Consider the following 24,583-nt stretch of genomic DNA (forward strand, 5'->3'; position numbering starts at 1 on the left):
GTCCATTATTTCAGAAATTACTGGTCCAATGTTTAAAAGTTTTTCTTTCATTTTTTTTAAAATAAAGTTAATACAAAGTTATTTTAAATCTTCTTTTTGTTCTAATATTCTGATGAGTCGTTGGTTTAATTCCTGACTTGAGACTAATGTGTTTAAATTGGCAATAAGATAGTTTTTAAGTGCGATCGTCTGATTTTTGGAAAGTGCGGTGACTAATATATCGCAACCATTGCCTAACATTTGTAATCCGGCCTCATCTATTGAAAGTCCGACGGCACCCATTTTAATATCGTCGGAGATAATAAGACCTTTAAATCCGAGTTCACCTCGTAAAATATCTTCCATCCATACTTCTGAAAGGCTTGCCATTTTGGAATCGATCTGTGGATAAAGAAGATGTCCAATCATAATAAATGGAACATCGTGTTCAATTGCAGTAATAAATGGAATTGCGTCAGATGAAAGCCATGTCTGTTTTGAAATATCGATTGTCGGCAGGAGTAAGTGACTGTCTGTTGTGGTTCTACCGTGACCCGGAAAATGCTTGGCGGTTGATAAAATATTGTTTTGATTGTAGGTATCAATTGTCACACCAACATGGGATGCAACCTTTTGCGGATCAGCTCCAAATGAGCGTTTTTGTATTATTGAGTTTTCTAAGAAAGCAATATCGGCAACTGGAGCAAAGTTTGTATTTATACCTAAGAGCTTTAGATTATCTGCGATGCTTTGAGCGTTTGCAATTGTTGTATTTGGGGTGTTAATGTTTCCAAGTTCCTCCTGTGAATATTGAGCCGGAGAAAAAGTTATTCGTTCAACAATTCCGCCCTCTTCATCCACAGCAATTATAAGTGGAGGAAGTCCTGCGTTTGCTGCCCAGGTCTGAAGATCCGCAGTTAGTTTTTGCGTTTGCGACATTGTCATGATGTTACTTTTAAAAAGTATTACTCCTCCGGGTTTTACAGCATTTAAAAGGTTAATGGTGTCTTGAGTTAACGTGGTTCCTTCAATGGAAATAATTAATAGTTGTCCAATTCTTTCCTCATAGGTTAGTAGGTTGATTTCGTCAAAGTGAGAGTTAAAGTGGTTACTAAAGTTGCTAATAGTAATCGGGTCATCATTATATTTTGGTAGGGGTAAGACATTTGATATGTTGGGGCTTGTTAATCCGGTATATACAATTGTTCCGAATGCTAACAATAAGAAGAAAGGAATTACGAACTTAAGAACGTTAAGAAATTTTGGTTTCACTTATTTTAAGAGTTTAATTAATTCTTGGGAAAACCGAATTGCTGCTGTCGGTCCGTTTGCTGTTACTATTTTTCCGGATACAACAACGGGTTTATTTATAAATATGGCACCTTTACTTGTAAGAGCTTGTACTTCTCCAGGGAAAACAGTGGATTCTATACTGGTTAATATTCCTGCATTTGCAAGAATTATTGGGGCAATGCATATTGCCCCAATAACTTTCCCAAGTTTATATGCAGTGGCAGCAATACTTAAAATTGTTGCATTGTTAAAATAGACTGTTGTGCCGCTACCTCCTATAAAGACTACACAATCATATTTCGGGATGTGTACATCGGTGATACTTAAGTTTGGTTTTACCGACGAACCATCCATTGCCGTTGCCTGATCAGTTGTCGTGGATGCAATTTCTGTAATGTAACCGGCGTTTTTGAACGCATCTAGTGTGGTCGAAAATTCTAAGGGTTGGTATCCCTGAGGGGCAATAACTAACAGTACATTTTTCATATTACGATATTTTACGCAGAAATCTTCAATTAGTAAACTAGTTGTGCCAGGGCTTGACAAACTTGCAAAGCGGGTGTAAAGTTAATTACACCTTTGGGGTAAAACTTAACTAATTTTATTTTTGATATAGCCTGCTTACCCTCGGAAAGAGGATAAAAAAATTCGCCCAAAAGGTCACAAGCGGGAGGTAAGCTTTATTGGGAGCTGCCCTTACAGCAAGTTAATTTAATAATAAAGCTTCCTCCCGATACATATAAATTAATCTAAATCTTAATGCCACAAAAAATACTTACCGAAATACAAATGCAGATTTTAAACAGCATTAAAAGGTACGTTACCAGGTATGACATGGCTCCTTCGTTAAATGAGCTTCGCGAGGAGTTTGGATTTTCATCTAAACGTGCGGTGACTTACCAACTTTCTAGGCTTGAACAAATGGGTTATATAAAACGTTCCGGTGATGCTCGTGGTATTGTTGTTGTCGGTATGCAAAAGGGTAATTTTCTGCCTGTTCCAATTATGGGCTTTGCTAATGCAGGTAGTCCACTTGTAACTGCTCAGGATGAATACCTTGGTGAACTTATGATTGACAAGCGGTTACTCTCATCCATAACAAATCTATTTGCGGTAGAAGTAAAAGGTGACTCAATGAACAAGCGCAAAATAGGTGCAGAATTTTTGGCTAACGGTTCATATGCAGTTGTTTCAAAGGGCTCAAGCTTTACCAATAACGATGTTGTTGTTGCCATAATAGATAATGGTGTTACTGTAAAAACTGCAAGGAAAAAAGGATCAATACTCATACTTTTTCCGGAATCAAGTAATCCGGTTCATAAACCGATCTATATCCATGATGAAGAAGATGCCTTTGTTATTGGAAAAGTTGTTAGTGTATTAGCAGGTTAGTCCAGTTGATTTATTGCTTTAAATGCAAGATATGCAAAGGGTGTAAGTAAACCATTTGCATATAGCTCTCTTATCTGATCAACCGTAAATGGTTCCCAACCTTCCTGTGTCTGTTCATGCGGCTTGTAGTTGTCGGGATTCAGATATGTAATCCAAGTTAGACAAAGGTGGCTTCTAATAACGTGTGTTCCACTTGAGTCAGTACCTCCATGTGTTACGAGAAATGTTCCCAAAGGTTGACTTTCAGAACACTGAGATTGGGTAAGTCTCATTTCTTCCTGGATTTCTCTGAGTCCTGCGATATCATCATAAAATCCATCATAATGACCACCGGGAATCTCGTATTTTCCGGCATGTGTACCGTTGGGTCTTTGTCTAAGATAGAAAGTAGATCCATGTTGGTAAATTGGTAATGATGCGCCTATAAGTATTGCAGGATGGTTTATCTGTATGGGAAGCGGAGTACTGCTAGTGTCTCTGGATGCGTAAAAAAAAATATTACAGCCAAAAGGGTTTGGTCCCAAAACGTACCGGGGTATATTATAACGAGTATGAGCAAGTGTTAACTGATGGGAAAGAAAATCATTTCGAGCGCAGGAACAAAGCGGATCATCCCTTCCAATTGAATTATCACGTGCAGTTTCTTGGTCTGTTCCAAGGATTGCTATAATGTCCAGTTCAGGAATGTATAATTCCCGACTGGAATCTAATTGCTCAATTGGAGGAGTTATTTTGGGATCATTCTCGGGAGACAAGTTTAATAAAAAAATTTAAATTACTGCCTAATTTAGCGATTGTATCAAAATAAATTAAATCTATGGTTAGTATTGTTAAATAACATTAACTGAATAACTGAAATTATACTTAACGGCAGCATATTTATTTTGACAATAACGATATAATCGGTATACTGGAATAGTATTAAGTTAATTACGTTAATAATGATAAAAACACTAAGATGGATTGTTTCATCACTTTTAATTTTGATTTTTCTTGTAGTAATCATTGTAGGGACACCAATGGTGTTGTTTTCTCAATATATTACCAACCCTCAGAATATAAAAGATCTTGTTTCTGACAGTACACTATATAATAAGGCTCCGGACTTTTTTGTGGATATTATGAAGGATAAAGCTTCGGCAGATCCTTTCCTGCAGGACATACTAAACAATATCTCCGATCCGGACAGTGAATCAAGGGAGATTTTTGACAAAGTCTTTAGTGAAGCCAAGCTTGCCGAGCTTGCAAACTCATCAATTGATCAAACCTATAACTTTCTTTCAGGAAAATCCCCCGACCTTGAGATTAATTTGCAACTTGTCGAGTCGAAAGATGATCTGATAAACATTTTTATTGACACATACAGAATAAAATCTGCAAGTCTACCCGTATGTACTGATACCAGTGTCGAAATTACGGCAAAAAATATCTATGAACAAAACTGTGTTCCGAGTGGATTTTCTTTTGATGAATTCGAATTGGAGTTTAGAAATATGGTTGAAACGTCGAGTGATCTTCCGTTGCAAGATATTTTGGATTCAACAACTGTAAATACTGGGAAACTCCTTAGTAGTAACGATGCATCAAGGGTTCAATTGATATTTAGTATTATTAACCAATTTTTAATTGGTTACATATTAGCGATTATTGTAATTGGACTTTTACTAATTCTTATGGTTCCTGGATTTAGAGTAGGCGTAATTGTTACCGGAATTGTAACCTTTTTAGGTGGGTCAGTTCTTTTTATATTAGGTACTTTAGCCCCATATAAAATTGTAAGAATTGTTGAAGTTGTAGGATTGGAAGGTTTTGGGTTTGTAGGGAAACTTCTGCCATATATTCAAAGTGTACTTAATAGTCTCTTAACTTGGTTTTATGGGCAATTTTCTACATGGGGTGTTTATTATATGATTGCCGGCGTGGTTCTTACCGGTATTGCAGTCTTAACTTCATTTTTGGGAAAAGGCAATGGAAAGAAGTCGCCCAAGCCGGGTGCTACCAATGATAACAGTCAAACCGTATTGCCTAGTGGTCCAACCTTTGAAAAAGAACCAACCAGTGTTAACACGGAAAAGGATATAACCGAAGCTACCGACAATTCTTTACTTGATGATTGGAAAAAAGCATCAGATGCAAAATTAAAATCAGAAGATTCTTTAGCTAATGTAGTTGGCACCGAATCAACAGATACGATTACAACTACTCAGACGACTACTGATAGCACAAATCCTGTTTCTCAACCCGTTGACACAAGTACTGTTATTGAATCCGAGCCAACAGAATCGATTACACCGACTGGACAAGGTGTGGTTACTGCAACTAACCCGCAGGACAGCAAATAGTTAGGTGCGGTCAAAGTGGGAGTCAATCTCGTCCGGAGTAATTTTCCAAAGGATTGGTCGTCCGTGCGGGCAGGAATACGGATTTTTGCATAGAAGGAGTTTTCGGACAAAGCTTTTTGCATCGGGATTGGTTATTTGCTGATTTGCCCTAAGTGATGTATGGCAGGCAAATGTTGCAATAATATCCTCATATTTATTTTTGACATAATTTTCGAGAACGTTTTGATCTTCTGTGAAAGCAATAAGCTCTTTTATTATTTCGGTTATATTACCGGACTTTAAGGTTTCCGGGACGGCTGTAATAATTAGGGTTTCGTTTGATAAATCTACTGTAAATCCAATCTTTTGTAAAAGTGGTAAGACGCTCTCAACGATAATGGATTCGGGCTTAGTAAAAGAAAGCTTAATCGGCACGAGAAGTTTTTGACTTGTTGTACTGTCTATGTGTTCGTATGCATTTAAAAGTTCCTCGAATCGGATTCGCTCTGCAGCGGCATGTTGGTCTATAACCCATAATTCGTCATCTTTCTCACATATGATATATCGACTCATATACTGATGAATGTTTGTGAGTGGTATATCGTCTGAAGATTCTGTAGATTCCAAAAGTTGTTGGCTAAATGCAATTGCCTGGTTTACAAGGTTTTTGTTGTGTTGGAATGTTTGCATAGATGAGCTTGCACTCAGTGGATTGTGGGTTGCAGGCTCAAGATCTCTTAATCTTGTTACACTACTTTCGGGCGAGGTCTCATTATATGAAGAGTAGATAATGTCTTTTTTTTAAGGCTGTTTCAAGTGCACTACGAACTGCATGCTCAATATCGCTATACACCCGGTATGGGTTAACAAAACGAACTTCAAGTTTTTGAGGATGTACGTTAACATCGACCTGAGTTGGATCAATTGTTAAGTAGATTGCAAAAGGAATTTTACTTCCGTTAGCTACAAATCTATTGGTTCCTGCATAAACCGACTTTATAATACCTCTATCCCATATGGGTCGTTTGTTTAAGAAAATATATGTATGTGATTGATTTGTTTTGGCAAGTATCGGATGACCAATCATTCCCCCCACAGTAACGGAGTCTGCCTTTGTGTAAACAGGAATTAAAGACTCTGTTTCCTCCTTTCCTAAAACATCTTCGATCCGGCTTGGATGAATGAATGTCTTGGAATCGTGGGTATTAACGGAAATAGGTAAAAAGTCGAATAGTTCTTTTCCGTTGTGAATTAGCTTAAATCGGATTGTGGGGTTTACAAGCACGCGTTTAATTATTTCGGCTGATATTTTTCTAATTTCGGTTTGGGTTGATTTAAGAAACTTTTGCCGGGCCGGAATTTTTTCAAATAAGTTTGTAATAGTTATTGTAGTCCCTGGTTTTCTGTTTGTAACTTTTGGTGTTGATATTTTGCCATGTTCTACTGTAATAGAAGTACCGTTATCAGTCTCGGATTCTTTTGTTTCTACAGTGATTTTGGACACTGATCCTATACTTGCAAGTGCTTCTCCACGAAATCCAAGTGTTTCGAGTTTAGCTAGATCTGAGATGTCTTGTAATTTGCTTGTTGTATGTGGTTCAAAGGCTAGTGGTAGATCGTCTTTTGAAAAGCCGACGCCATTATCTTCAATTTTTATTTCTGACTTGCCGCCATCTTTTAGACTTATAATGATTTCAGTTGCACCTGCGTCAATCGAGTTCTCCAATAGCTCTTTAACAACAGAAGCAGGACCTTCTATTACCTCACCTGCTGCAATTTGGTTTATAACATGTTGTGGAAGCCTTATTATTTTTGCCATATGATGGCATTATACAATATATAAATAGGTAGGGACAGCCCTGGACCTGTCTCTACTTGTAAGATATTATAATAATATAATAAATTTATCTGCAGTTGGGCCTGTGGCTAAAAAACATTTGTGGATAATTCTTTTCTGGATTTTGATAGCTTTCACTTGTTCGTCATTCGTGCAAATTCTCTCAAAAGATAGTGTGCTTGGTATATCGACAAACAAAGGATGGATATCATCTAATGCGACTTTTCCACTTGTTCCTTCAAATCCGAATGCATCTTTAAAAACAAAGGTGGTACTAAATTATATTGTTGACTTACCTACCCGAGCCGCAAATAGAGTGCTTACGGGTCAGTTTGTTGGAGCTAGTGTCGATAATCTGTTTCCGACTCGATACAATACTTATATCACGAGTATATATAGTCAATCGGGTAAGTATCCTGCAATTGTTGGGGCAGATTTTTTGTATTGTGGCTTTGCAAACAGCATGTTAACCAAGCTTATAGAACATAGTAATAACGGTGGGCTTGTGACTATAAGTTGGCACATGATGAACCCTTGGACCTCTGTGCCATTAAACTGTATGGATAGCGAGAGCTGGGGGTGCAGAACACTTCCTAGGTATGACGGCTGTGGCGAGAGTAGCGATTTGTCGGACATTGGTAGTTTGTCAGACTTATATACGCCAGGTAATCAATATTACAATGATTGGCATGCAGACTTGGATCAGAAAGCCGCTTGGCTTGCTACTTTGCGTGATAACGGAGTCGTTGTCTTGTTCAGACCTTTTCATGAAATGAATGGTAATTGGACTTGGTGGGAGAATAGAGACAAAGCTCAATATGTAGCCTTGTGGCAGCATTTATATAATTATTATACTAACACAAAAGGTTTAAACAACTTGCTTTGGGTTTATTCTCCTAATCGAAACGAGGGCGATTATAAAGATGTTCTATACTATTACCCCGGGAAAGCTTACGTAGATATCGTCGGGCTTGATTACTATTATTATGAAGGATTAAGTCAGGGTTGGAATGGCGTAATAAGCAATATTGGCTCTAGTGGTTATACAAAACTTTTGACCTTAGGCAAGCCTATTGCGTTAACAGAATTTGGTCCCGGCAGTGGTGGATACGAGCCGAGTAAGTATGTATTCGATAATCAGCTTCTAATAAACAACATTAAAACATATGCACCTCAGACCTCATATTTTATGTACTGGAATAAAAATTATGCCATAGCTAATCAGAATAATGTATCAGGACTTATGAATGACAGCTGGAGCATAACAAGGGATGAAGTTGATTACCAAAAAAGTATTGACGGGGTTGCAGATTTTTCTGTAGATCATACAAGTGGAATAGCACCTTTTACGGTAGTGTTTACCGATCTTTCGACAAATAATCCTCAAACCTATGCATGGGACTTTAACAACGACGGTATAACAGATTCGACCGATGCAAATCCTAGTTATATATATACCGGTTCGGGAACATATACTGTTAGATTGACCACCCAGAGTCTAGGAATATCAAAAACAAAGGTTGTAGAGGGTTTAATTATTGTCTCCATCCCTGGTGGTAATACTGATTCGACCAACAATAACTCGATATCTCCCAACAACACCAATAGTAATAATAGTGCTACTGATGATAATGGACAAAGCGCTAATTCCGATGACACAAATGTGTTTGTACCCGTAGGAAATGAAAATATATTTTTATCTACAGTTTCTTCCAAAATTGAAGGGGATTATATTAAAGTTATAATCTCGTACTCAGCCGTAAATAAAATAGAAGCGATCGGAGTAAATGTAGATTTGGATCCCTTGATCATTAAGGAAATTATTGTTGATGATGAAACCATTACAATCTGTTTTTACAGGGAGTCGTTAGCAGATATGGGTAAGCAGGTATTCGAAATCCCGATTAGAATTGAGGATATCAATGGAAATTATCTTGATACTGTCATCTCGACTATTCTTCCGGAGCAGGAAACCCAGATAGAATCTCATTTGGACAAAGCCAAAAATATAGGAATTGTCGTTGGAACAGTAGGTTTAATGGGTATAACATATACATATATAACTCTGTTTGTCGGAAAGTATGTAGTAAGAATTACCAGGCGAGCAAGCGGTAAGGATTCGGACTGGTCTTTCTTCTAATCTGTTTTATGCCTTAGGCGAAATGCCAGTTAAAAATTTTGCCAGAAGTTGGCGTCTAGTTAATGGCTTGTTTTCAACCGAAGAAAAAGTACCTGCGCTGAATACGGCAATCAGCCTATTTAGAATATTATTTTCATCTAACGCATCATAGTTATTAAATAGCCGGTCGAATATCTGCTCGGGAAGTTGGTCGGCTGTAATATGGAAAGGATTTGTTTCCGCAGCAGCCATTGATCCGTCTAGCAACCTATTTACAAGCGTAAATCTTGTAATAATTGAATATATACTGTCTTTTCTAGAGAGTATTGGATCTAACTGTTCTTCCGTTTGATCACTATAAAGTTCATGCCAAATCTTTTCCGTATCAGGCTCTTGCATAAGGAAAGGGAATCCATCCAAAAAGTGCCAAAGTTCTGTAAAGTCACTCATACCCATTAACGTACAAAGTATGGCAAGTCTTATTTCCGGAGAGTCTTCATCAGTAGAGTATTTATATTTTGCTTCATAATACTCTTTAGCAACTAGGGTAAAGTTTAAAAGCAGTGCAGATCTCATTAGTTCATTAGATAGAACCAAGTAAAATGCAAGTTTCCTTTGCTCGTCCGTGTACGCATATGTTGTTTCAGGATTACGTAGGCTCTGTCCGAGTATAATAATCCACTCTAGTCCTTCAATTTTGTTAACTGATACAGACATTCCGTCTTTGTTTGTAAAAAGGTAAGAATCTGTACTGGGGTCAACTAGTTGCGAAGAAAATGCACAAACACGAGGATCTATGATGGCCTCCTGTATTGAAAATCCCGTGACTCCAAATCTTTCGTAGAATTCTTGGGGTTGTGCAAGGTACAAATTTAACAATTCCGAGCTCCAGCTAAAAGAAGGAAGGTTGTACCTTGATGCAAGTTTAGCCATTTCATCCGCATAGGTTTGAATTTCTTCTGGGGTTACAGTTCGCTCAACTTGAGCACCTAATACAATTTGCTCGGGAGTTGGTGTTGGTGCTACAGTTTCTGGAACCGAAACGATAGGGGGTGGGATCTCGACGCCTGGTCTGCATCCAGTAACCATACCAGCAGCAACAGTGGCACCCAACCTGGTCAAAATCTGTCTTCTATTAACTTCCATCATTTTTATATAATCAAGTTATCGTGATAATGTTTACGTTTGATATTAGCAAAAGGTAACATTATGAATAGATCGGGACAGACCTGACCTGTCCCTACACGAATTGATTAATTTATTGTACAATTGTCAATTAACTTTGTGGTGCTTGTAATGGCAAAACCAAACTTAACAATTGATGAGCGGCTAAAGCTTGTGCTTTCTGTTGGCGAAGAAGTAGTAGGTGCCGACGAGCTAAAACCCATTTTAGAATCAGGAGAAGATCTAGTATGCTATGACGGATTTGAACCATCGGGACAAATGCATATAGCTCAAGGCATAATGCGTGCGATAAGTACCAATAAAATGACAAAAGCAGGGTTTAAATTTGTGTTTTATGTGGCCGATTGGTTTGCCTACCTTAATAAAAAAATGGGTGGTGATATAGAAAAAATTCGAACCGTTGGTAGATATTTTATTGAATTGTGGAAAGCCTCGGGAATGGATCTTTCAAATGTATCTTTTGTTTGGGCAAGTGCTCATGCAAAAGATCCCTTATACTGGGAACTTGTAATGAAAGTTGCTCAAAACACAACACTTAATCGAATTTTACGTACGACTCAAATAATGGGGCGAAGCGAATCCGATAAACTTATGGCTTCACAGATTTTTTATCCATGTATGCAGGCTGCCGATATTTTTAAGCTAAATGCACGAGTTACTCAGCTTGGAATGGACCAGCGTAAAGTTAATATGCTTGCACGCCAGGTTGGTCCCGAGCTTGGATTTTTTAAACCTATTGTAATTAGTAATCATATGCTTATGGGGTTAGGTAAGCCCGCTGCAGATAATATGGATGCAATCGAGCGTGCTATTGCCATGAAAATGAGTAAATCAATCCCGGATAGTGCAATATTCATGACAGATACAAAAGAAGATGTAGAGCGTAAAATAATGAATGCCTACTGTGCCGAAGGCGATATAAAAGACAATCCGATTCTCGAATACTGCAAATACATAATATTTGAGGCTTATCATCTTGTTGGGTTTGAAGATTTGTTGGCAGCTGGATTTGTTGTAGAACGACCGGAAAAATATGGTGGAGATGTCGTATACAAAACTTATGATGAGTTAGAGAAAGCCTTTTCCCAAAAGGAGTTATTCCCAACTGATCTAAAAGCAGCCGTTATTGGTTATATTAATAAATTACTTGATCCGGTGCGAGAGCATTTTGAAAAGGATCACGACGCAAAAGCACTTTTGGAAATGACAAAAAGCTATCAAGTAACAAGATAATTAAAGAGATTGAAATGATATCAAAATCGTTACTTATACAATTACAAACGGAACTAAAGACAGCATATTCCGGTGATATAACTGCCTTTGTAAACGATATTACTACAGATCTTACCGATTCCAAGACCGAGAAATTAAAACAAAGATCAGGCTCCAATATACCTTCCGGTAAAATAATACTTTCGGCGCGGAACTTAACAAAAACATATACCGTTGGTGGTGAAAGGATTCATGCAGTCGATGATGTAAATCTTGATATAGCTGAGGGCGAAATTGTTGCAATAATGGGATCAAGCGGAAGTGGTAAGAGTACATTACTTCATTTGTTAAGCGGGCTTGATCAACCTACTTCCGGTGAAATTTCCGTTGACGGCAAGTCGCTTTCGAGTATGACTGATAATGAAAGTGCGGCATATCGGAACCAAACAATAGGGTTTGTTTTCCAATTTTTCTTTTTACAACCGTATCTTAATGTTCGTGAAAATGTTGAAATTCCATTGATGTTTCGAAAGATGATAACATCGGAAAGACAGGAAAAAGCAGTTAACGCACTTAATCTTGTTTCGATTGCCGATAGGATAAAACACTTACCGAAGCAGTTAAGTGGAGGGCAGATGCAAAGAGTTGCAATTGCGCGTGCGCTTGTTAATAATCCCAAAATAATTTTTGCCGATGAACCTACAGGTAATCTTGACGAAAAGACAGGCAAAGAAATAATGGATGTGCTCGAAAATATTAGCAAACAAAATAGGACAACAGTTATCATTGTTACTCATAACCCTAAAATTGCAAGTAGAGCAGGTCGAATATTTAATATGGTAGATGGCAAACTTTTATGATAAAAGGCAGAGATGCAAGCAAGCTTGCGCTTACAAAATATAAACAAAGAAAAGTAAGAACAATTACCTCGGGTTGCTCGATATCGTTAGGTATAATTATTCTGCTTGTATTTCTTGTTGGAACAACAGGGGTTAACAACACACTAAAGAAAATATTTAGGGACACAATTTCATTTAAAAACTATGTTGCCGTTGATGCAAGTGCGGACTCATCGGTTCAAAAGACAGTAGAAAATACATACAAGGGAGAATATATCGGGAGAACAGCTCAACTTGACGGTATTAGTGATCATTTGGAATTCTGTATTAGTCCTTTGCTTGATCAGGTTTCATCCGAATACACATATTTCACAATGTATAATCTCGTGCTTGTTCCTGAATTTATTGCACATGATTACTTAGCTGAAGGATATAGTTTCGATGATAAATACGATGGAAAAATTCCCGTAATTATTCCTATAACCGATCTGGCATATATTAAAAATAATGTTGCCGTTTGGGATATGTCTTCAAGGGAGCAGTATGACTTTTTTCATGACTTGGCCGTAGAGTATCTTGGTAAAGAAATCTCGATTTCTTACGAGGCTATGGGTCATGTGGCTTACGATGAAACTAACGATCCAACTTCCTGGACGGAATTAGATAATAGATTTGTTATTGTAGGTTTTAGCCATTCAGGTTTTGGTTCATTATATACAATGGGATATTACAATTCGTTAATTATTCCGGACTGGGCGAAGTCTGAACTTATGGATTCAAAGGTTTTATCTCTTACGGCGGGAAAGAGTATCTACAAATTACAGAATCCTAAGGACGTAAAGAAAGTAGTCAAAGATCTATGGACGAATCCTGTTTATGGAATTGTCGAACAGACACATGAATTCACAAAAATAACAAGAAACATTGGATTGGGGCTGGGTTCATTCTTCCTTATTGTCTCAGCGTTCTCCGTATTCTTCACCGTTAATAAAATTGTATCGGAAAGTAAACGTGAAATCGGGGTATTTAGAGCTGTTGGTGCTACCCGTGCCGATATAAGGAAAATTCTATACAAATATGCTTTATTAATAACAAATGTCGGATTTGTTATTGGGCTTGTACTTTCAATTGGCTTTAATGTTGTTTTATCGCTTTTCTGGGGTAGCAGTTTGTTTTATGCACTTGCTGTAAATTCAATGCAAATGAGCGTATCAAAGCCGATGTTTTTCTTTGTTGGATTTCCTTGGGCAGGTATTATTTTGATATATTTTATTGGACTTATAACAACATTTGTTGGTACAACGATTCCGGCGTTTAGGGCATCCTTAATGCCTACAGTTACCGCCCTAAGAGATGAGTAAATTTTGTAAGTCATAATAAAATTTGACAGGGTTTAAATACTTTTATATAGTTACAGTAATATACTCCCTGGGGTAAGGGGGACTATCAAATATTAGCGGACTTTTTGATGTTTACGCATTTGCATGTACATAGCGAATTTTCTTTGCTTGATGGGCTGTCCTCTCTTAATTCTATTGTGAAGCGAGTTGCCGAAGCCGGCATGAAATCGGTTGCCTTAACCGATCATGGAGTTTTGTTTGGGGTTCACAAGTTTTATATGGCGGCAAAGGCTGCTGGAATTAAGCCCATAATTGGAGTGGAAGCGTATGTTGCCCAGCGCACTAGGTTTGATAAAGTTGCAAAGCTTGATAACGATCCTTACCACCTTATACTTTTGGCAAAAGATTCGGTAGGTTACAAAAACCTTGTAAAGCTTATATCGCTTGCCAACATTGAAGGCTTTTACTATAAGCCAAGAATTGACCGTGAGCTTATCGAAATTTATAAAGAAGGACTTATCGCCACAAGCGGATGTTTGGCCGGTGAAATTCCCCAACTTATCCTTAATAAACAGTATGCAAAAGCAAAAGAGGTTGCACTTTGGTATCAGGGTGTTTTTGGTATGGGTAATTACTATCTTGAACTTCAGGCAAACCGCATGCTTGATCAAAAAAAGGTTAATTCAAAGCTTATAGAACTCTCAAGAGACACGGGAATTCCCCTGGTTGCTACAACTGATGCCCATTACCCTACGGCCGATAACGCATTTGCACAAGATGTACTTTTGGCAATTAACACAAAAAAGAAAATTTCTGACACTAACAGGTTAACAATGGCCGATACTCCCGACTTTTACCTTTGGAAAGAGGATGAGATGCGTGAGTATTTTAAAGATATTCCAGAGGCGCTTGAAAACACCGTTAGAGTAGCCGATATGTGTAATGTTGATCTTGATCCACACGATTGGGTGCTTCCAAACGCCTATGTTCCCGACGAGTATAAAGGTGATGCCGACAAGTATCTTCACGATATTGTCTGGGCACGAGCCCCAAAAAAATTGGGTCGGGAAATGGAAGAGTCTGAAGAGGCTCGCCTAAAATACGAATACGATATTATTTCCCAAAAAGGTTTTTCAAAATACATGCTTATGGTTAGCGAATTTACCGACTGGATGAACGAAAGAAACCTGCCATTTACTACAAGAGGGTCTGCCGCAGGTAGCTTAGTTTCATTTGCACTTGGAATTGTAAACGCAAATCCACTCGATTTTAACCTTGCGTTCGAAAGATTTTTAAACCCGCTTAGGCCCAAAGCTCCCGATATCGATCTTGATATACCAAGCAATAGGCGAGACGACCTTATAAAATATGCAATTAAAAAACACGGTTCCGAAAAAGTTGCCCATATTATTACCTTTGGACGAATGCAGGCTCGTGGTTCGATTCGTGATGCAGGTAGAGTTTTGGACCTTCCTTTAGATTATGTCGACAGAATTGCAAAGCTTATTCCGCCTTCCGGGCAGGGGCTTGCAAAAGTTACTATTCAAAAAGCGCTTGATTCCGTGTCGGAGTTAGCACAACTAATTGATACCGATCCCGATGCAAGGCGACTAATCGATGTAGCAAAGCAAATTGAAGGCACCGCTCGAAACACAGGGATTCATGCTTGTGGAATTTTAGTTACACCTGGCCCAATAACTGACTATGTGCCCGTTGTTTTTGACAAAGATCTTGGCAGAATGGTCACCCAGTACGAGATGGATTCATTAGAAGAGCTAAAACTTATTAAGGTTGATTTTCTTGGGCTTACAAATCTTGAAACAATTATCGAATCTGTAAAACTTACCAAACAAACATATAATAAAGACATTAATCTTGAGGAGCTTGATTTTAAAGATAAAAAAGTCTACGAGACTATTAATAAGCTCGATACTCTTGGCATCTTCCAGCTTGAAAGTGACGTAATGAAACAAACAATAAAAACCATACGTCCGGAAAATATATTTGACGTAGCCGCTGTTAATGCACTTGTACGTCCTGGTCCTAACCAGTACCAACAGGAGTATGCCGACCGTAAATCGGGTAAAAAAGAAATTAAATATCTTGACCCTCGAATGGAGGATTTTCTTAAGCTTAGCTATGGTGTACTTGTGTATCAGGAAGATATTATTCGTGCGGTTATTCATTTGGCTGGAATGGACTGGGGTGAAGCCGATTCTGTGCGTAAGGCTACAGGTAAAAAGAAACCCGACATTTTGTTCGCAATGAAAGATGATCTTTTAAAACGTTTGGTTGATAATGGTATGGATAAAAAAACTGCTAACGAACTTTTTGAACTTTTTATTCCATTTACAAACTATGCATTTAATCAGGCGCACGCTGCCGCCTATGCAATTATTATTTACTATACGGCCTGGCTTAAAACTTATTATCCTGTTGCTTTTATGGCGGCCCTTCTAAAAACCGAAATTGCAGACAAAGAAAAAGTTGCCAAAATTCTCGATGAGTGTTTTAGAAAGGGTATTAAAATATTACCGCCATCTATTAATGAAAGTAATGTAGACTACAAAATTGAAGGGGAAGATGCTATTCGTATTGGGCTTGGCACAATTAAGGGAATTAGTAAAAAAACACTTCGTTTAATAACAAAAAAACGCGACCAGGAACAAACAGTATTTGAATCGCTCGATCATCTTTTGTTTGAATCCAATCTTTTGACCGTTCCCATAAAAACTTTTGAGCTTTTAATTATGGCTGGTGCGCTTGATGAGTTTGGCGATAGGCAGGGTCATCTCGAAATTCTTGATGCTCTTTACAAAAAATTTAAATCTGACCAGGAGCGCAAGAGTATTGGTCAAAATGGGCTTTTTGGTGGTAGTAAGGATACTAAAAAGATTATTCCTGCTAAAACATTGCTTCCTTCGTCTGTTGAGACAACCCCTGCGCAAAAAATCGCCTGGGAAAAAGAGCTTATTGGAATTTTTGTTTCAGACCATCCGCAAAAACGTACCACTGGGCTTAGGGTTAAATGTGGCATTACCGACGTTTCCAATTTATCTGTAGGCAAAGTTGGTAGGCCCGTTACCATTATGGGGTCTATTACTAATGTAAAGCGAATTTCCACTAAAAAAGGCGATCCAATGGCGTTTGTTAAACTTGAAGATTTGTCGGGCTCTATCGAAGTTGTTGTTTTTCCAAATGTTTACAAAAAATACAAAGAGATTCTCTCCGAAGATAAAATGGTTGCTATTAAGGGCAAAATTAACGAACGTAACGATGAGCTTAGTATTTTGGCCGATGCATTTAAAGAGATTTCAGAAGAGATGATTAGTAAATACGAGAATAGTTGTCCATTGGAAGATAATTCAGATGGGGTAGCGACTTCCGAAGCCTCTAACAATACATCTTTCTCCCCCAATGATATCAAACCTAAGAATGGAAGTAGTAAGGATTCCTCGCGTGATAGTATTTCAGAAAAGCTGGTAAAAATATTTCTTCCCAAAGATGCTCCCAAGACCGAGCTACTTAAGCTTAAGGACCTTATTTCTGCTCATCCTGGAGAAGCTAAGCTTGTTTTAGAGCTTGATGACGGCAACGGCGGTAAAAAAATTCCTGTTAAACAGGGTGTTGCCGTGGGTGATTGGTTTAATAGTTATAGGGTTGAAATTATAGGGTGATTGGGGAAAAGAAGTCTGTAGTTAGCAATAAGTTGTTACTGTCTAGCTACATTTCGTGTGACTTTTTTGCGGTTTGTACCATCCAACGGTTGATTTTAGAGCCTAAATTGTGTTATAATTAGCTTACAGAATCGAGAAGAAGTTTCGATAATTGTAGAAATTATTGAGTTGATCCATATAGAGATATGAGCATTATTAACCCTGGTACCCCACCTGATCCGAACGAAAGAGAGGGGCTTCCATCTTCGCTTAGCAATGCGATTTCTTGTGCAGCAGTTTATGTTTCAGCATTTTCACGTCCTCCGTTTTCGGAGATTTGGAAGGTTGCTGGGGTAGAACAGCCTGAGTTTTTACGTGACCCAAACAAAAACCGAGATCTCTTACTAGCGTTAGAATCCACTGGATGTTTGACCTCTGTGAGAACAAATGAAGCGGATGAACAGGTTATATCTGTTCCTGCGGAAATAGTTAACAAACATATGGAATCGCTGGGAATTCAAGGATCGGTAGCCGATCAGATTGTTGAAATAACTTTACCGTATCCTGTAACTGCTGTAATAAATTCTTACATTGATGCGATAGACGATCCACGTTCGGTAGTAGTACTTGCACACAGTAAAACGGCTAATGAACCCGCTGAATACACGCGCCTCGGTGGTTCTATCAAAATTCCCGACATTGATATATTACGTGGGGTTGGAAGGATAATTACCATAAATCATCCTAATGAAGTTGACAGACCGGCTAAGCGTGCCAGTGAAGTTGTTCTTTCAGAAATTAGACATTATCTTACTTCGGAACAAGCGGCAGAGCTAAAAGCCTACTTACAAGACGATTTTGTGACTTATCTTGCAGAAGTGGCAAAAGTTCCAGCAGATGACCCAAGTTTAAATCCGACCCAAGTAATGTTTGATACATACTTAAGAGCCATTGGTTTTTCATATCGTCTTTTAGCACCTAAACCACCTTTTCCTGATCAAGTCGTTTTTTTCACGTTAGAAGGAACAGAAGTTGCTCAGAGTAAAAGGTCGAATAAAAGTCTTGGGTCTATAGTTCAATGGCTTTTGAATAAAATTTCAGGGTGTCGGTATGACAGTATACGACTAGCTTTTCCAAGAAATCCAGGACAGCCACAAGTTGTTGTGGAAATATTAAATAAAATAAAAGAATAATGAAAAAAATTCTTAAAAACTTCTTAAAATCAGTAAAAGTGAGTGATATAACAACCCCACGTTTTATCTATTTTCCTACCCAATTGGAGGATAATTTAGAAGTCCTAAAAGAGTTCGAAAAAAACGGGATCCAGGTTTTATACGCAATAAAAGCTAATAATTTTATTCCAGTTGTAGAGTCGATTATTAGGACGGGATTTGGTTTTGACGTTGCATCCGCAGCCGAGTTGAAATTAGTTCATGATCTTGGAGTAGACAAAGACAAGATATCTTTCTCGGCTCCTACCAAAAGAGAACGAGATTTGATATTTTCAAATCAAATTGGAGTTAAGAACTATGCCTTTGATTCTGAAATGGAGATAGATAAAATTCTTAGGTTTGTTGATAAACCTGTACTTTTTGCAAGAATTGGTACACCGAATAAGCTTTCTGCCTTTGATCTATCAAGTAAATTCGGAATGAGTGATGTATATTTTAAGTACATTGTTAGAAAGGCTAAAAAAAATAAGTGGCCAATTCAAGGAGTAACCTTTCATGTAGGTTCACAAAACACGGCGTTATCTTCGTGGAAAGATGCGCTAGACAAATTAAGTCCCCTATTGGAGTATGCGGATCACTTGGGTGTAAAGATTAAATATTTAAATCTGGGAGGTGGTATACCTGCTAAATATAATGGTGACGTAAAGCAGTTAATTCAATATGTTAGAGGGATTTGCAGGTATGTAAATAGATTTAGACTTAAATGCAGTATCGAAAAAGTTTTTGTTGAACCGGGTCGTTCGGTAGTAGCTAATACGATGGCTCTTCTTACCAAAGTCATAAATATTAAACCATATAAGCGTCCACCAATAGTGGTTGTCGATACTAGCGTTTTCCTTGGTCTTATCGAGGCACTTGAGCACTTTGAATATCCTGTGTATCATCGTTCTCAAGTTCTAGAACTTGAGAAAAATGGAAGTGGAAAGTTTTACAAAATTGCTGGGTTTACTTGTGACGGTTATGACATTATTGCAAAGCGAGTGCTACTGCCACGAAATGTGCAACTCGGTGATCTGCTTGTCATCTCTTGTGCAGGAGCATATACTTCAGTATATGAAAATTTTCATATGAATAAGTACCCTGACATAGAGATATATAGAAAATGACGATCAACCTGTACATAATCTATTCATTTGTAGGACTTACACTTGTCTATAATATATATACGTTTGTCGTTTCGCACAAAAAACTTCCCCCAATTAATCGGTATATATATGGTTACTTGTTGTTATCTGTTGTATGTTGGTATGTAACGAATGCAGGAGCTGACCTGATTCCAGACATAAAAATTGCAAATCTCTTCGCAAAATATGCAATATTATTTCCTATTCATATCGTCAACGCACTATCACATGTTACAACAATTTTCCCCAGGACATATCTTGTTGGGAACAAGAAAAGGGACTTAACCAAAATAATTGACCTGATTGTAATTATCGGTACTGTTGCGGTACTTCCGTTTTTGAATACAGCTCACAATATCTCGGGCTTTAAATTGAATCCTGGAAGCCCTGCAGATTTCGAACCAGGTTTTCTATATATTTTAGTGATGGTCTTATCGGGTGTTTTTCTTTTTGTAGCTTTTCTAAGGTGGTTCTCAAGATATTCAACATATACTTCATTGCAAAAGAAACAAGTCCGGCTTATTGCCTCAAGTATAGCGATTTTGTTTGTTATTCTAACCATTGGACTTGGCGCTTTACCTGTTTTGGGTGTAACTCAATATGCTCCATTAGCCTTTATATCAATGAGTATACTTTTGCTGATCATAAGGGAAAACTTTTTAGTGAGTACACTCGTTATCGATACAGGAAGGTTATTAGGCAATTTGTTTTCAATTTTAATCATCACTGTAATTGCTTCAGCAGAATTATATTTCATTCAGAAGTTCATTATTATTACTGATTTCGTTATTCTGACAATAATAATTGGTTCTAATCTTGTTGTCTTTTATTATTCATACACCCGCCTTTTGTTGCCAATTTTTCTAAGTGATACAGAGCTGTCAAAAGATATATTTACGTTCATTGAGACGAGTACTAGTTCACTTAGTTTAAAATCGATAATTAATTCATTTAAAAGTGTTGCACATAAGCTTGTCAAAAAAGAAAATGTTGAAATAGTTTTTGCGAAACAAAAAACAGATACCTTTGTTGATGTTAAAAAAATGTGGGACATGTTTGGTGAATATTTCATTACTACGCCAGAAGGTCTGTTGGAACGAATGGAAATTAATCAAGTTGACTCATTTAAGCCTTCTGTAAAAAGTGTATTTGGATTAATGACCAATCGAAAGATTGATGTTATCATGCCTTTAAACAAAAATGATGAACTTTTTGGGCTTGTCCTCTTGAAGGATTTGCAGATTGTTCTTACACCTCAAAATTTTGAATTATTGTCTCTATTACAACAAAATTTCTCAATTGCTGTATCCCGTGCTCTCTTGTATGAAGAAGTTCAGGAATTTAGTAAAACCCTTCAAAAGAAGGTAGATGCAGCTACGGTAGAGATTCGTGACAAAATGGAAAAAATGAAAGAAATGCGAAGACGTGAACGAGATATGCTCGATATCATGGGACATGAGCTAAGAACTCCACTTACCATAATAAAAAATGCATCAAGCATGATCGACTATTACGAGACAAATAAGATGATAACGCTTGATCCAATAGTTAAGGAACAGTTTGTCAACATAAAGGAAGCAATGAACAGAGAAATAAACCTTGTGGAAACCATGCTCGCTGCAACCAAAATCGATGCCAACAAAATAGAGCTAAACCTTGAGGTGGTTAATCTAAATGAGATAATTCGCCAGACCAAACTAGCCTTTGATCATACCGCCAAGGAAAAGGGCTTAAAACTAACCTTTAAATACGATAAGCGAAAGAATTGGCTTGTGGTAGGTGATAAACTTCGGGTTCAAGAAGTACTCGATAATTTAGTAAGCAATGCAGTAAAGTATACAATGGAAGGTTCCGTAACGGTTACTATTAAAGAAAAGGAATATTCCGTTGAATGTTCTGTGACCGATACCGGAGTGGGAGTATCTGCTTCCGATATTAAAAATCTTGGAAAGAAATTTTTTAGAGCAAGCCCTTATGTAAATGGGAAAGAAGGTAAAGGTAGTGACGTAATTCGACCGGGAGGTACCGGGCTTGGGCTTTATGTTACCTTTGGATTAATTAAGGCAATGGGCGGAAGGATTCGAATAGAAAGTACATTGGGTAAAGGATCTACGTTTACATTTACCTTGCCGAAAGGGTAAGATTAACTTACTAAGACACTCGTCTTTTACTAAGCTAAGTTTTTAAAACTGCCATGTTACAAAAGATTAAGACATATACTTTTGCAAATTGGGGTTATCTCTTGTGGGGAAGTTTGTTTTTTGTTGTACCTAGCCTTGGACTTCCACAACTTGTTACAGGAATTGTAGTGAATGCACTTTTAGCTTATGGAGTATTAAGCTTTGGATACAAGAAGACCTTTCCATTGACCATTTTTCCATCTTTGATTTCTGTTGCTTTGGGACTTTTGTTTGGACCGTTTACGATTTTTCTCTTGTATTTTGTACCGGTTATTATACTTGCTAACAATCTGTACGTAATTATTCTAAACCGTTATGCAAAGGGCAATAATATAGCTAAATATATTTTGCCATCGGTAGTAAAGTCAGGAGTGTTATTTTTAGCTGCCTATGTTTTTGTAAAACTAGGTATTGTTCCCGGCGTTTTCTTAACAACAATGGGGTTAATCCAACTTGTTACGGCAACGGTTGGACTTTTAATAGGAATTGTCCTCGCTAAAACCAAGAAATAGTAACAAAATACCGAAGTTGTGATACAATTTATGTGTTAACCTTATACTCTGTAAAATGATTACCGATACACTAAAGTCAAAAATCCAGGAAGTCGTTAAGTCACTCTTCAAGGTAGATACTGAAATAGTTGTTGATATTCCCAATGATTCATCCAAAGGCGATTACTTTTCAAATGTGGCAATGCAGCTTGCCGGCAGACTTAAAAAAAATCCGGTAGAAATCGCACAGGAAATCGTTAAGACACTTAACGTTTCAGATATCGCAGAGGCAACCGTAGCCAGTCCCGGATATATAAATTTTAAACTACTGACTTCTGTATATCAAACAAAGTTTTGCGAAATGGTCGATGCCGCAAATAAAGGAAAACCGCTAGCTACAAACAGTCTTTGGAATGGCAAAAAAGTAATGATAGAGTTTGCACATCCTAATCCGTTTAAATCGTTTCATATTGGACACCTGCGAAATATCTGCCTTGGTGAATCACTTGTTCGCCTGTTCGAAGCATCAGGTGCAAAGGTAATAAGAACAAATTACCAGGGTGATGTAGGCTTGCATATTGCAAAATGTTTATGGGCATTTTTAAAAACCGATCCTAAAGATTATCCGATGGCTCCACGTGAGAAAGCTACATTTTTAGGGAAATTGTATGCACAAGGTGCTACCGCATATAAAGATAACGAAAGCGCAAAATCAGAAATAAGAGAAATTAATAAGCAAATATATTCAGGTGAAAATCCCAAAATCACGAAACTTTGGCAACTTGGGAAAACTTGGAGTTTGGAGCATTTTCATGAAATATATAAGCGGGTATATTCCAGATTCGATAGAGAATACATGGAAACAGAAGTTATGAACGATGGACTTATGTATAGTAAACAAGCATTAGAAAAGGGAATTCTTAAAGAGAGTGACGGTGCAGTAATTTTTGACGGAAAGCCACATGGGCTTGATACCAGGGTGTTTATAAACAATGAAGGATTACCAACCTACGAAGGTAAAGAACTCGGACTTGCATATAAAGAATTTACCGATTTTGGGGAATTAGATTTGTGTATTCACAACGTGGCCGTTGAACAGATAAGCTTTTTTAAGGTAACTTTTAAGGTCCAGGAGCTTTTAAACCCTAAGCTTTTTAAAGGAAAACAGTATCACAATGCGTATGAATTTGTGGGGCTTAAAAAAGGAAAAATGAGTTCACGAGAGGGCAAAGTTGTTTTAGCAATGGACATTTTGGATGAAGCTGTTTCTCGAATTAATGCTTTACCAACAGAAACTGCAAAAGACAATTCGGCTGAAGATTCGGATAATACCGAAATTTCGGAAACGGTGGGTGTCGGTGCCGTAAAATATTCATTCTTAAAGGTTAGCCCATTTAAATACATGGCGTTTGACATGGACGAGTGTGTAAGTCTTGAAGGAAATTCGGGTCCATATTTGCAGTATAGTTATGTAAGGGCAAGGGCCGTAGGCAGTAGGGACATGTCTGTGACTTGTCCCGCAGATAGGGACATGTCTGTGACTTGTCCCACAGATGGGGAAATGTCACAGACTTGTCCTGCTTGTTCGACAAAAGAGGAACAGGAATTAATCAAGTCAATAACCAAATTTTCGGGCGTTGTGGAAGATGCCACAAAAGCCTATAGCCCTAATTATCTTGCCGATTACTTATACAAGCTTGCGCAAAGTTTTAGTAGATTTTATGAAAATGTTCCGGTACTTAAAGAGCCTGATACCCAAAAGAAAGCTGCGAGATTAACGCTTGTCTCAATGTTTGCTCGTGTAATGAAGGAAGGGCTTTATCTTTTAGGAATAGAGATAGTAGAAAAAATGTAAAAATCGAAATGAATGATCGCGAGGATCGGCAAGTTGAATCTATAACTGTCCAACTTCCGGATTTTAATTCACCAGAATATCTAGCAGAGCATAGAAAACAACTAACTGGATTCTACGTTAGAGATCCGAGGCAAATAGATTATGATGCGTTTCGTGTACTTTTACTAAAAGCAGGGTATACGGATCTAGCACTTGAGCAGTTAACTCAAATCGATGCAGCCGTTCTTTTGAGACAAGTATCTTTAAATAAAGCCGAGGTTTCAAAATGTCAGGCTTCGGAGTCTAGCGTAAATGATCTCAGACGGGTACAGATTCTTACAGATATATATAGACTGGATCGTTTAAAACAACACCTTTCAGAAAATAACATTTCTGTCTATTCACTTAAATGGAAAGGTTCTTTTCAGCAGGCAAATAATGTAGTTAAACCATTATTCTTCATTAACAATGGAAGGGGAATATTTGGAAATTATACATTGGAGGAGCTTGAGCAGATGGCTAATGTCCAGATCACAACTAGCAAGTAAT

At 37.7% G+C, this 24,583-nt stretch carries 19 protein-coding genes; 13 read left to right on the forward strand and 6 right to left on the reverse strand.

Going from position 1 to position 24,583, the window contains the following annotated elements; all coding sequences use genetic code 11:
• Nucleotides 1–78 precede the first annotated feature (78 nt).
• Both JW962_00985 and JW962_00990 read right to left on the reverse strand, forming a co-directional pair.
• Entirely contained in the window at nt 79–1,251 is a 1,173-nt protein-coding gene (locus JW962_00985) for a glycoside hydrolase family 3 protein (protein MBN1373895.1), read from the reverse strand.
• On the reverse strand, nt 1,252–1,758 hold the full coding sequence (locus tag JW962_00990; GenBank protein MBN1373896.1) for a DJ-1/PfpI family protein: 507 nt from the start codon (nt 1,756–1,758) through the stop codon (nt 1,252–1,254). It abuts the gene before it with no gap.
• Between the two features lie 273 nt (nt 1,759–2,031).
• Here JW962_00990 and lexA point away from each other — a divergent pair, with 273 nt between their 5' ends.
• Entirely contained in the window at nt 2,032–2,664 is a 633-nt protein-coding gene (gene lexA / locus JW962_00995) for a repressor LexA (protein ID MBN1373897.1), read from the forward strand.
• Here the strand turns inward: lexA and JW962_01000 are convergent.
• Entirely contained in the window at nt 2,661–3,419 is a 759-nt protein-coding gene (locus JW962_01000) for an NUDIX hydrolase (protein ID MBN1373898.1), read from the reverse strand. The two genes, lexA and JW962_01000, sit on opposite strands and share 4 nt — an antisense overlap.
• Before the next feature lie 186 nt (nt 3,420–3,605).
• Between JW962_01000 and JW962_01005 the strand changes: the two genes are divergently transcribed.
• Nucleotides 3,606–5,006, forward strand: coding sequence for a hypothetical protein (locus tag JW962_01005; protein ID MBN1373899.1), 1,401 nt, complete (start codon nt 3,606–3,608; stop codon nt 5,004–5,006).
• On the opposite strand, the gene JW962_01010 is transcribed toward JW962_01005, so the two are convergent.
• Together JW962_01010 and mutL are read right to left on the reverse strand one after the other, a co-directional pair.
• Nucleotides 5,007–5,675, reverse strand: a complete 669-nt coding sequence (locus JW962_01010; protein MBN1373900.1) for a hypothetical protein — start codon at nt 5,673–5,675, stop codon at nt 5,007–5,009.
• 82 nt (nt 5,676–5,757) lie between these two features.
• Nucleotides 5,758–6,804: a DNA mismatch repair endonuclease MutL gene (mutL, locus tag JW962_01015; protein ID MBN1373901.1), complete on the reverse strand. Its 1,047-nt coding sequence runs from the start codon at nt 6,802–6,804 to the stop codon at nt 5,758–5,760.
• Between the two features lie 103 nt (nt 6,805–6,907).
• On the opposite strand from mutL, the gene JW962_01020 reads away from it, so the two are divergent.
• Complete coding sequence (locus JW962_01020; GenBank protein ID MBN1373902.1) at nt 6,908–8,962, forward strand: PKD domain-containing protein; 2,055 nt, start codon at nt 6,908–6,910, stop codon at nt 8,960–8,962.
• A 6-nt stretch (nt 8,963–8,968) separates the two neighbouring features.
• Here JW962_01020 and JW962_01025 read toward each other — a convergent pair whose 3' ends face one another.
• The gene (locus tag JW962_01025) at nt 8,969–10,090 is read right to left on the reverse strand and encodes a hypothetical protein (GenBank protein MBN1373903.1); all 1,122 of its coding nucleotides are present in this window, start codon (nt 10,088–10,090) and stop codon (nt 8,969–8,971) included.
• Nucleotides 10,091–10,237: 147 nt separating this feature from the next.
• On the opposite strand from JW962_01025, the gene JW962_01030 reads away from it, so the two are divergent.
• From JW962_01030 to JW962_01075, 10 genes are all read left to right on the forward strand, one after another.
• Nucleotides 10,238–11,359: a tyrosine--tRNA ligase gene (locus JW962_01030; protein MBN1373904.1), complete on the forward strand. Its 1,122-nt coding sequence runs from the start codon at nt 10,238–10,240 to the stop codon at nt 11,357–11,359.
• A 176-nt stretch (nt 11,360–11,535) separates the two neighbouring features.
• A complete protein-coding gene (locus tag JW962_01035) occupies nt 11,536–12,198 on the forward strand; it encodes an ABC transporter ATP-binding protein (GenBank protein ID MBN1373905.1) in 663 nt (220 codons plus the stop codon).
• A complete protein-coding gene (locus JW962_01040; protein MBN1373906.1) occupies nt 12,195–13,538 on the forward strand; it encodes an FtsX-like permease family protein in 1,344 nt (447 codons plus the stop codon). Before JW962_01035 ends, JW962_01040 begins: the two co-directional genes overlap by 4 nt.
• A 107-nt stretch (nt 13,539–13,645) precedes the next feature.
• Nucleotides 13,646–17,194, forward strand: coding sequence for a DNA polymerase III subunit alpha (dnaE, locus tag JW962_01045; GenBank protein MBN1373907.1), 3,549 nt, complete (start codon nt 13,646–13,648; stop codon nt 17,192–17,194).
• A gap of 185 nt (nt 17,195–17,379) precedes the next feature.
• Nucleotides 17,380–18,366 carry a hypothetical protein gene (locus tag JW962_01050; GenBank protein ID MBN1373908.1) on the forward strand — a complete coding sequence of 329 codons (987 nt, stop codon included), beginning with the start codon at nt 17,380–17,382 and terminating at the stop codon, nt 18,364–18,366.
• Nucleotides 18,366–19,511 carry a hypothetical protein gene (locus tag JW962_01055; GenBank protein MBN1373909.1) on the forward strand — a complete coding sequence of 382 codons (1,146 nt, stop codon included), beginning with the start codon at nt 18,366–18,368 and terminating at the stop codon, nt 19,509–19,511. Before JW962_01050 ends, JW962_01055 begins: the two co-directional genes overlap by 1 nt.
• On the forward strand, nt 19,508–21,670 hold the full coding sequence (locus tag JW962_01060) for a hypothetical protein (protein MBN1373910.1): 2,163 nt from the start codon (nt 19,508–19,510) through the stop codon (nt 21,668–21,670). The genes JW962_01055 and JW962_01060 overlap by 4 nt, the downstream gene beginning before the upstream one ends.
• A gap of 53 nt (nt 21,671–21,723) precedes the next feature.
• Nucleotides 21,724–22,221: a hypothetical protein gene (locus tag JW962_01065; GenBank protein MBN1373911.1), complete on the forward strand. Its 498-nt coding sequence runs from the start codon at nt 21,724–21,726 to the stop codon at nt 22,219–22,221.
• Nucleotides 22,222–22,276: 55 nt separating this feature from the next.
• The gene (argS, locus tag JW962_01070; GenBank protein MBN1373912.1) at nt 22,277–24,055 is read left to right on the forward strand and encodes an arginine--tRNA ligase; all 1,779 of its coding nucleotides are present in this window, start codon (nt 22,277–22,279) and stop codon (nt 24,053–24,055) included.
• Nucleotides 24,056–24,063: 8 nt separating this feature from the next.
• On the forward strand, nt 24,064–24,582 hold the full coding sequence (locus JW962_01075; GenBank protein MBN1373913.1) for a hypothetical protein: 519 nt from the start codon (nt 24,064–24,066) through the stop codon (nt 24,580–24,582).
• The last annotated feature ends 1 nt before the right edge of the window (nt 24,583 follow it).

This window comes from Candidatus Dojkabacteria bacterium, from assembly GCA_016927995.1.
Lineage (GTDB): Bacteria > Patescibacteriota > Dojkabacteria > JAFGLO01 > JAFGLO01 > JAFGLO01.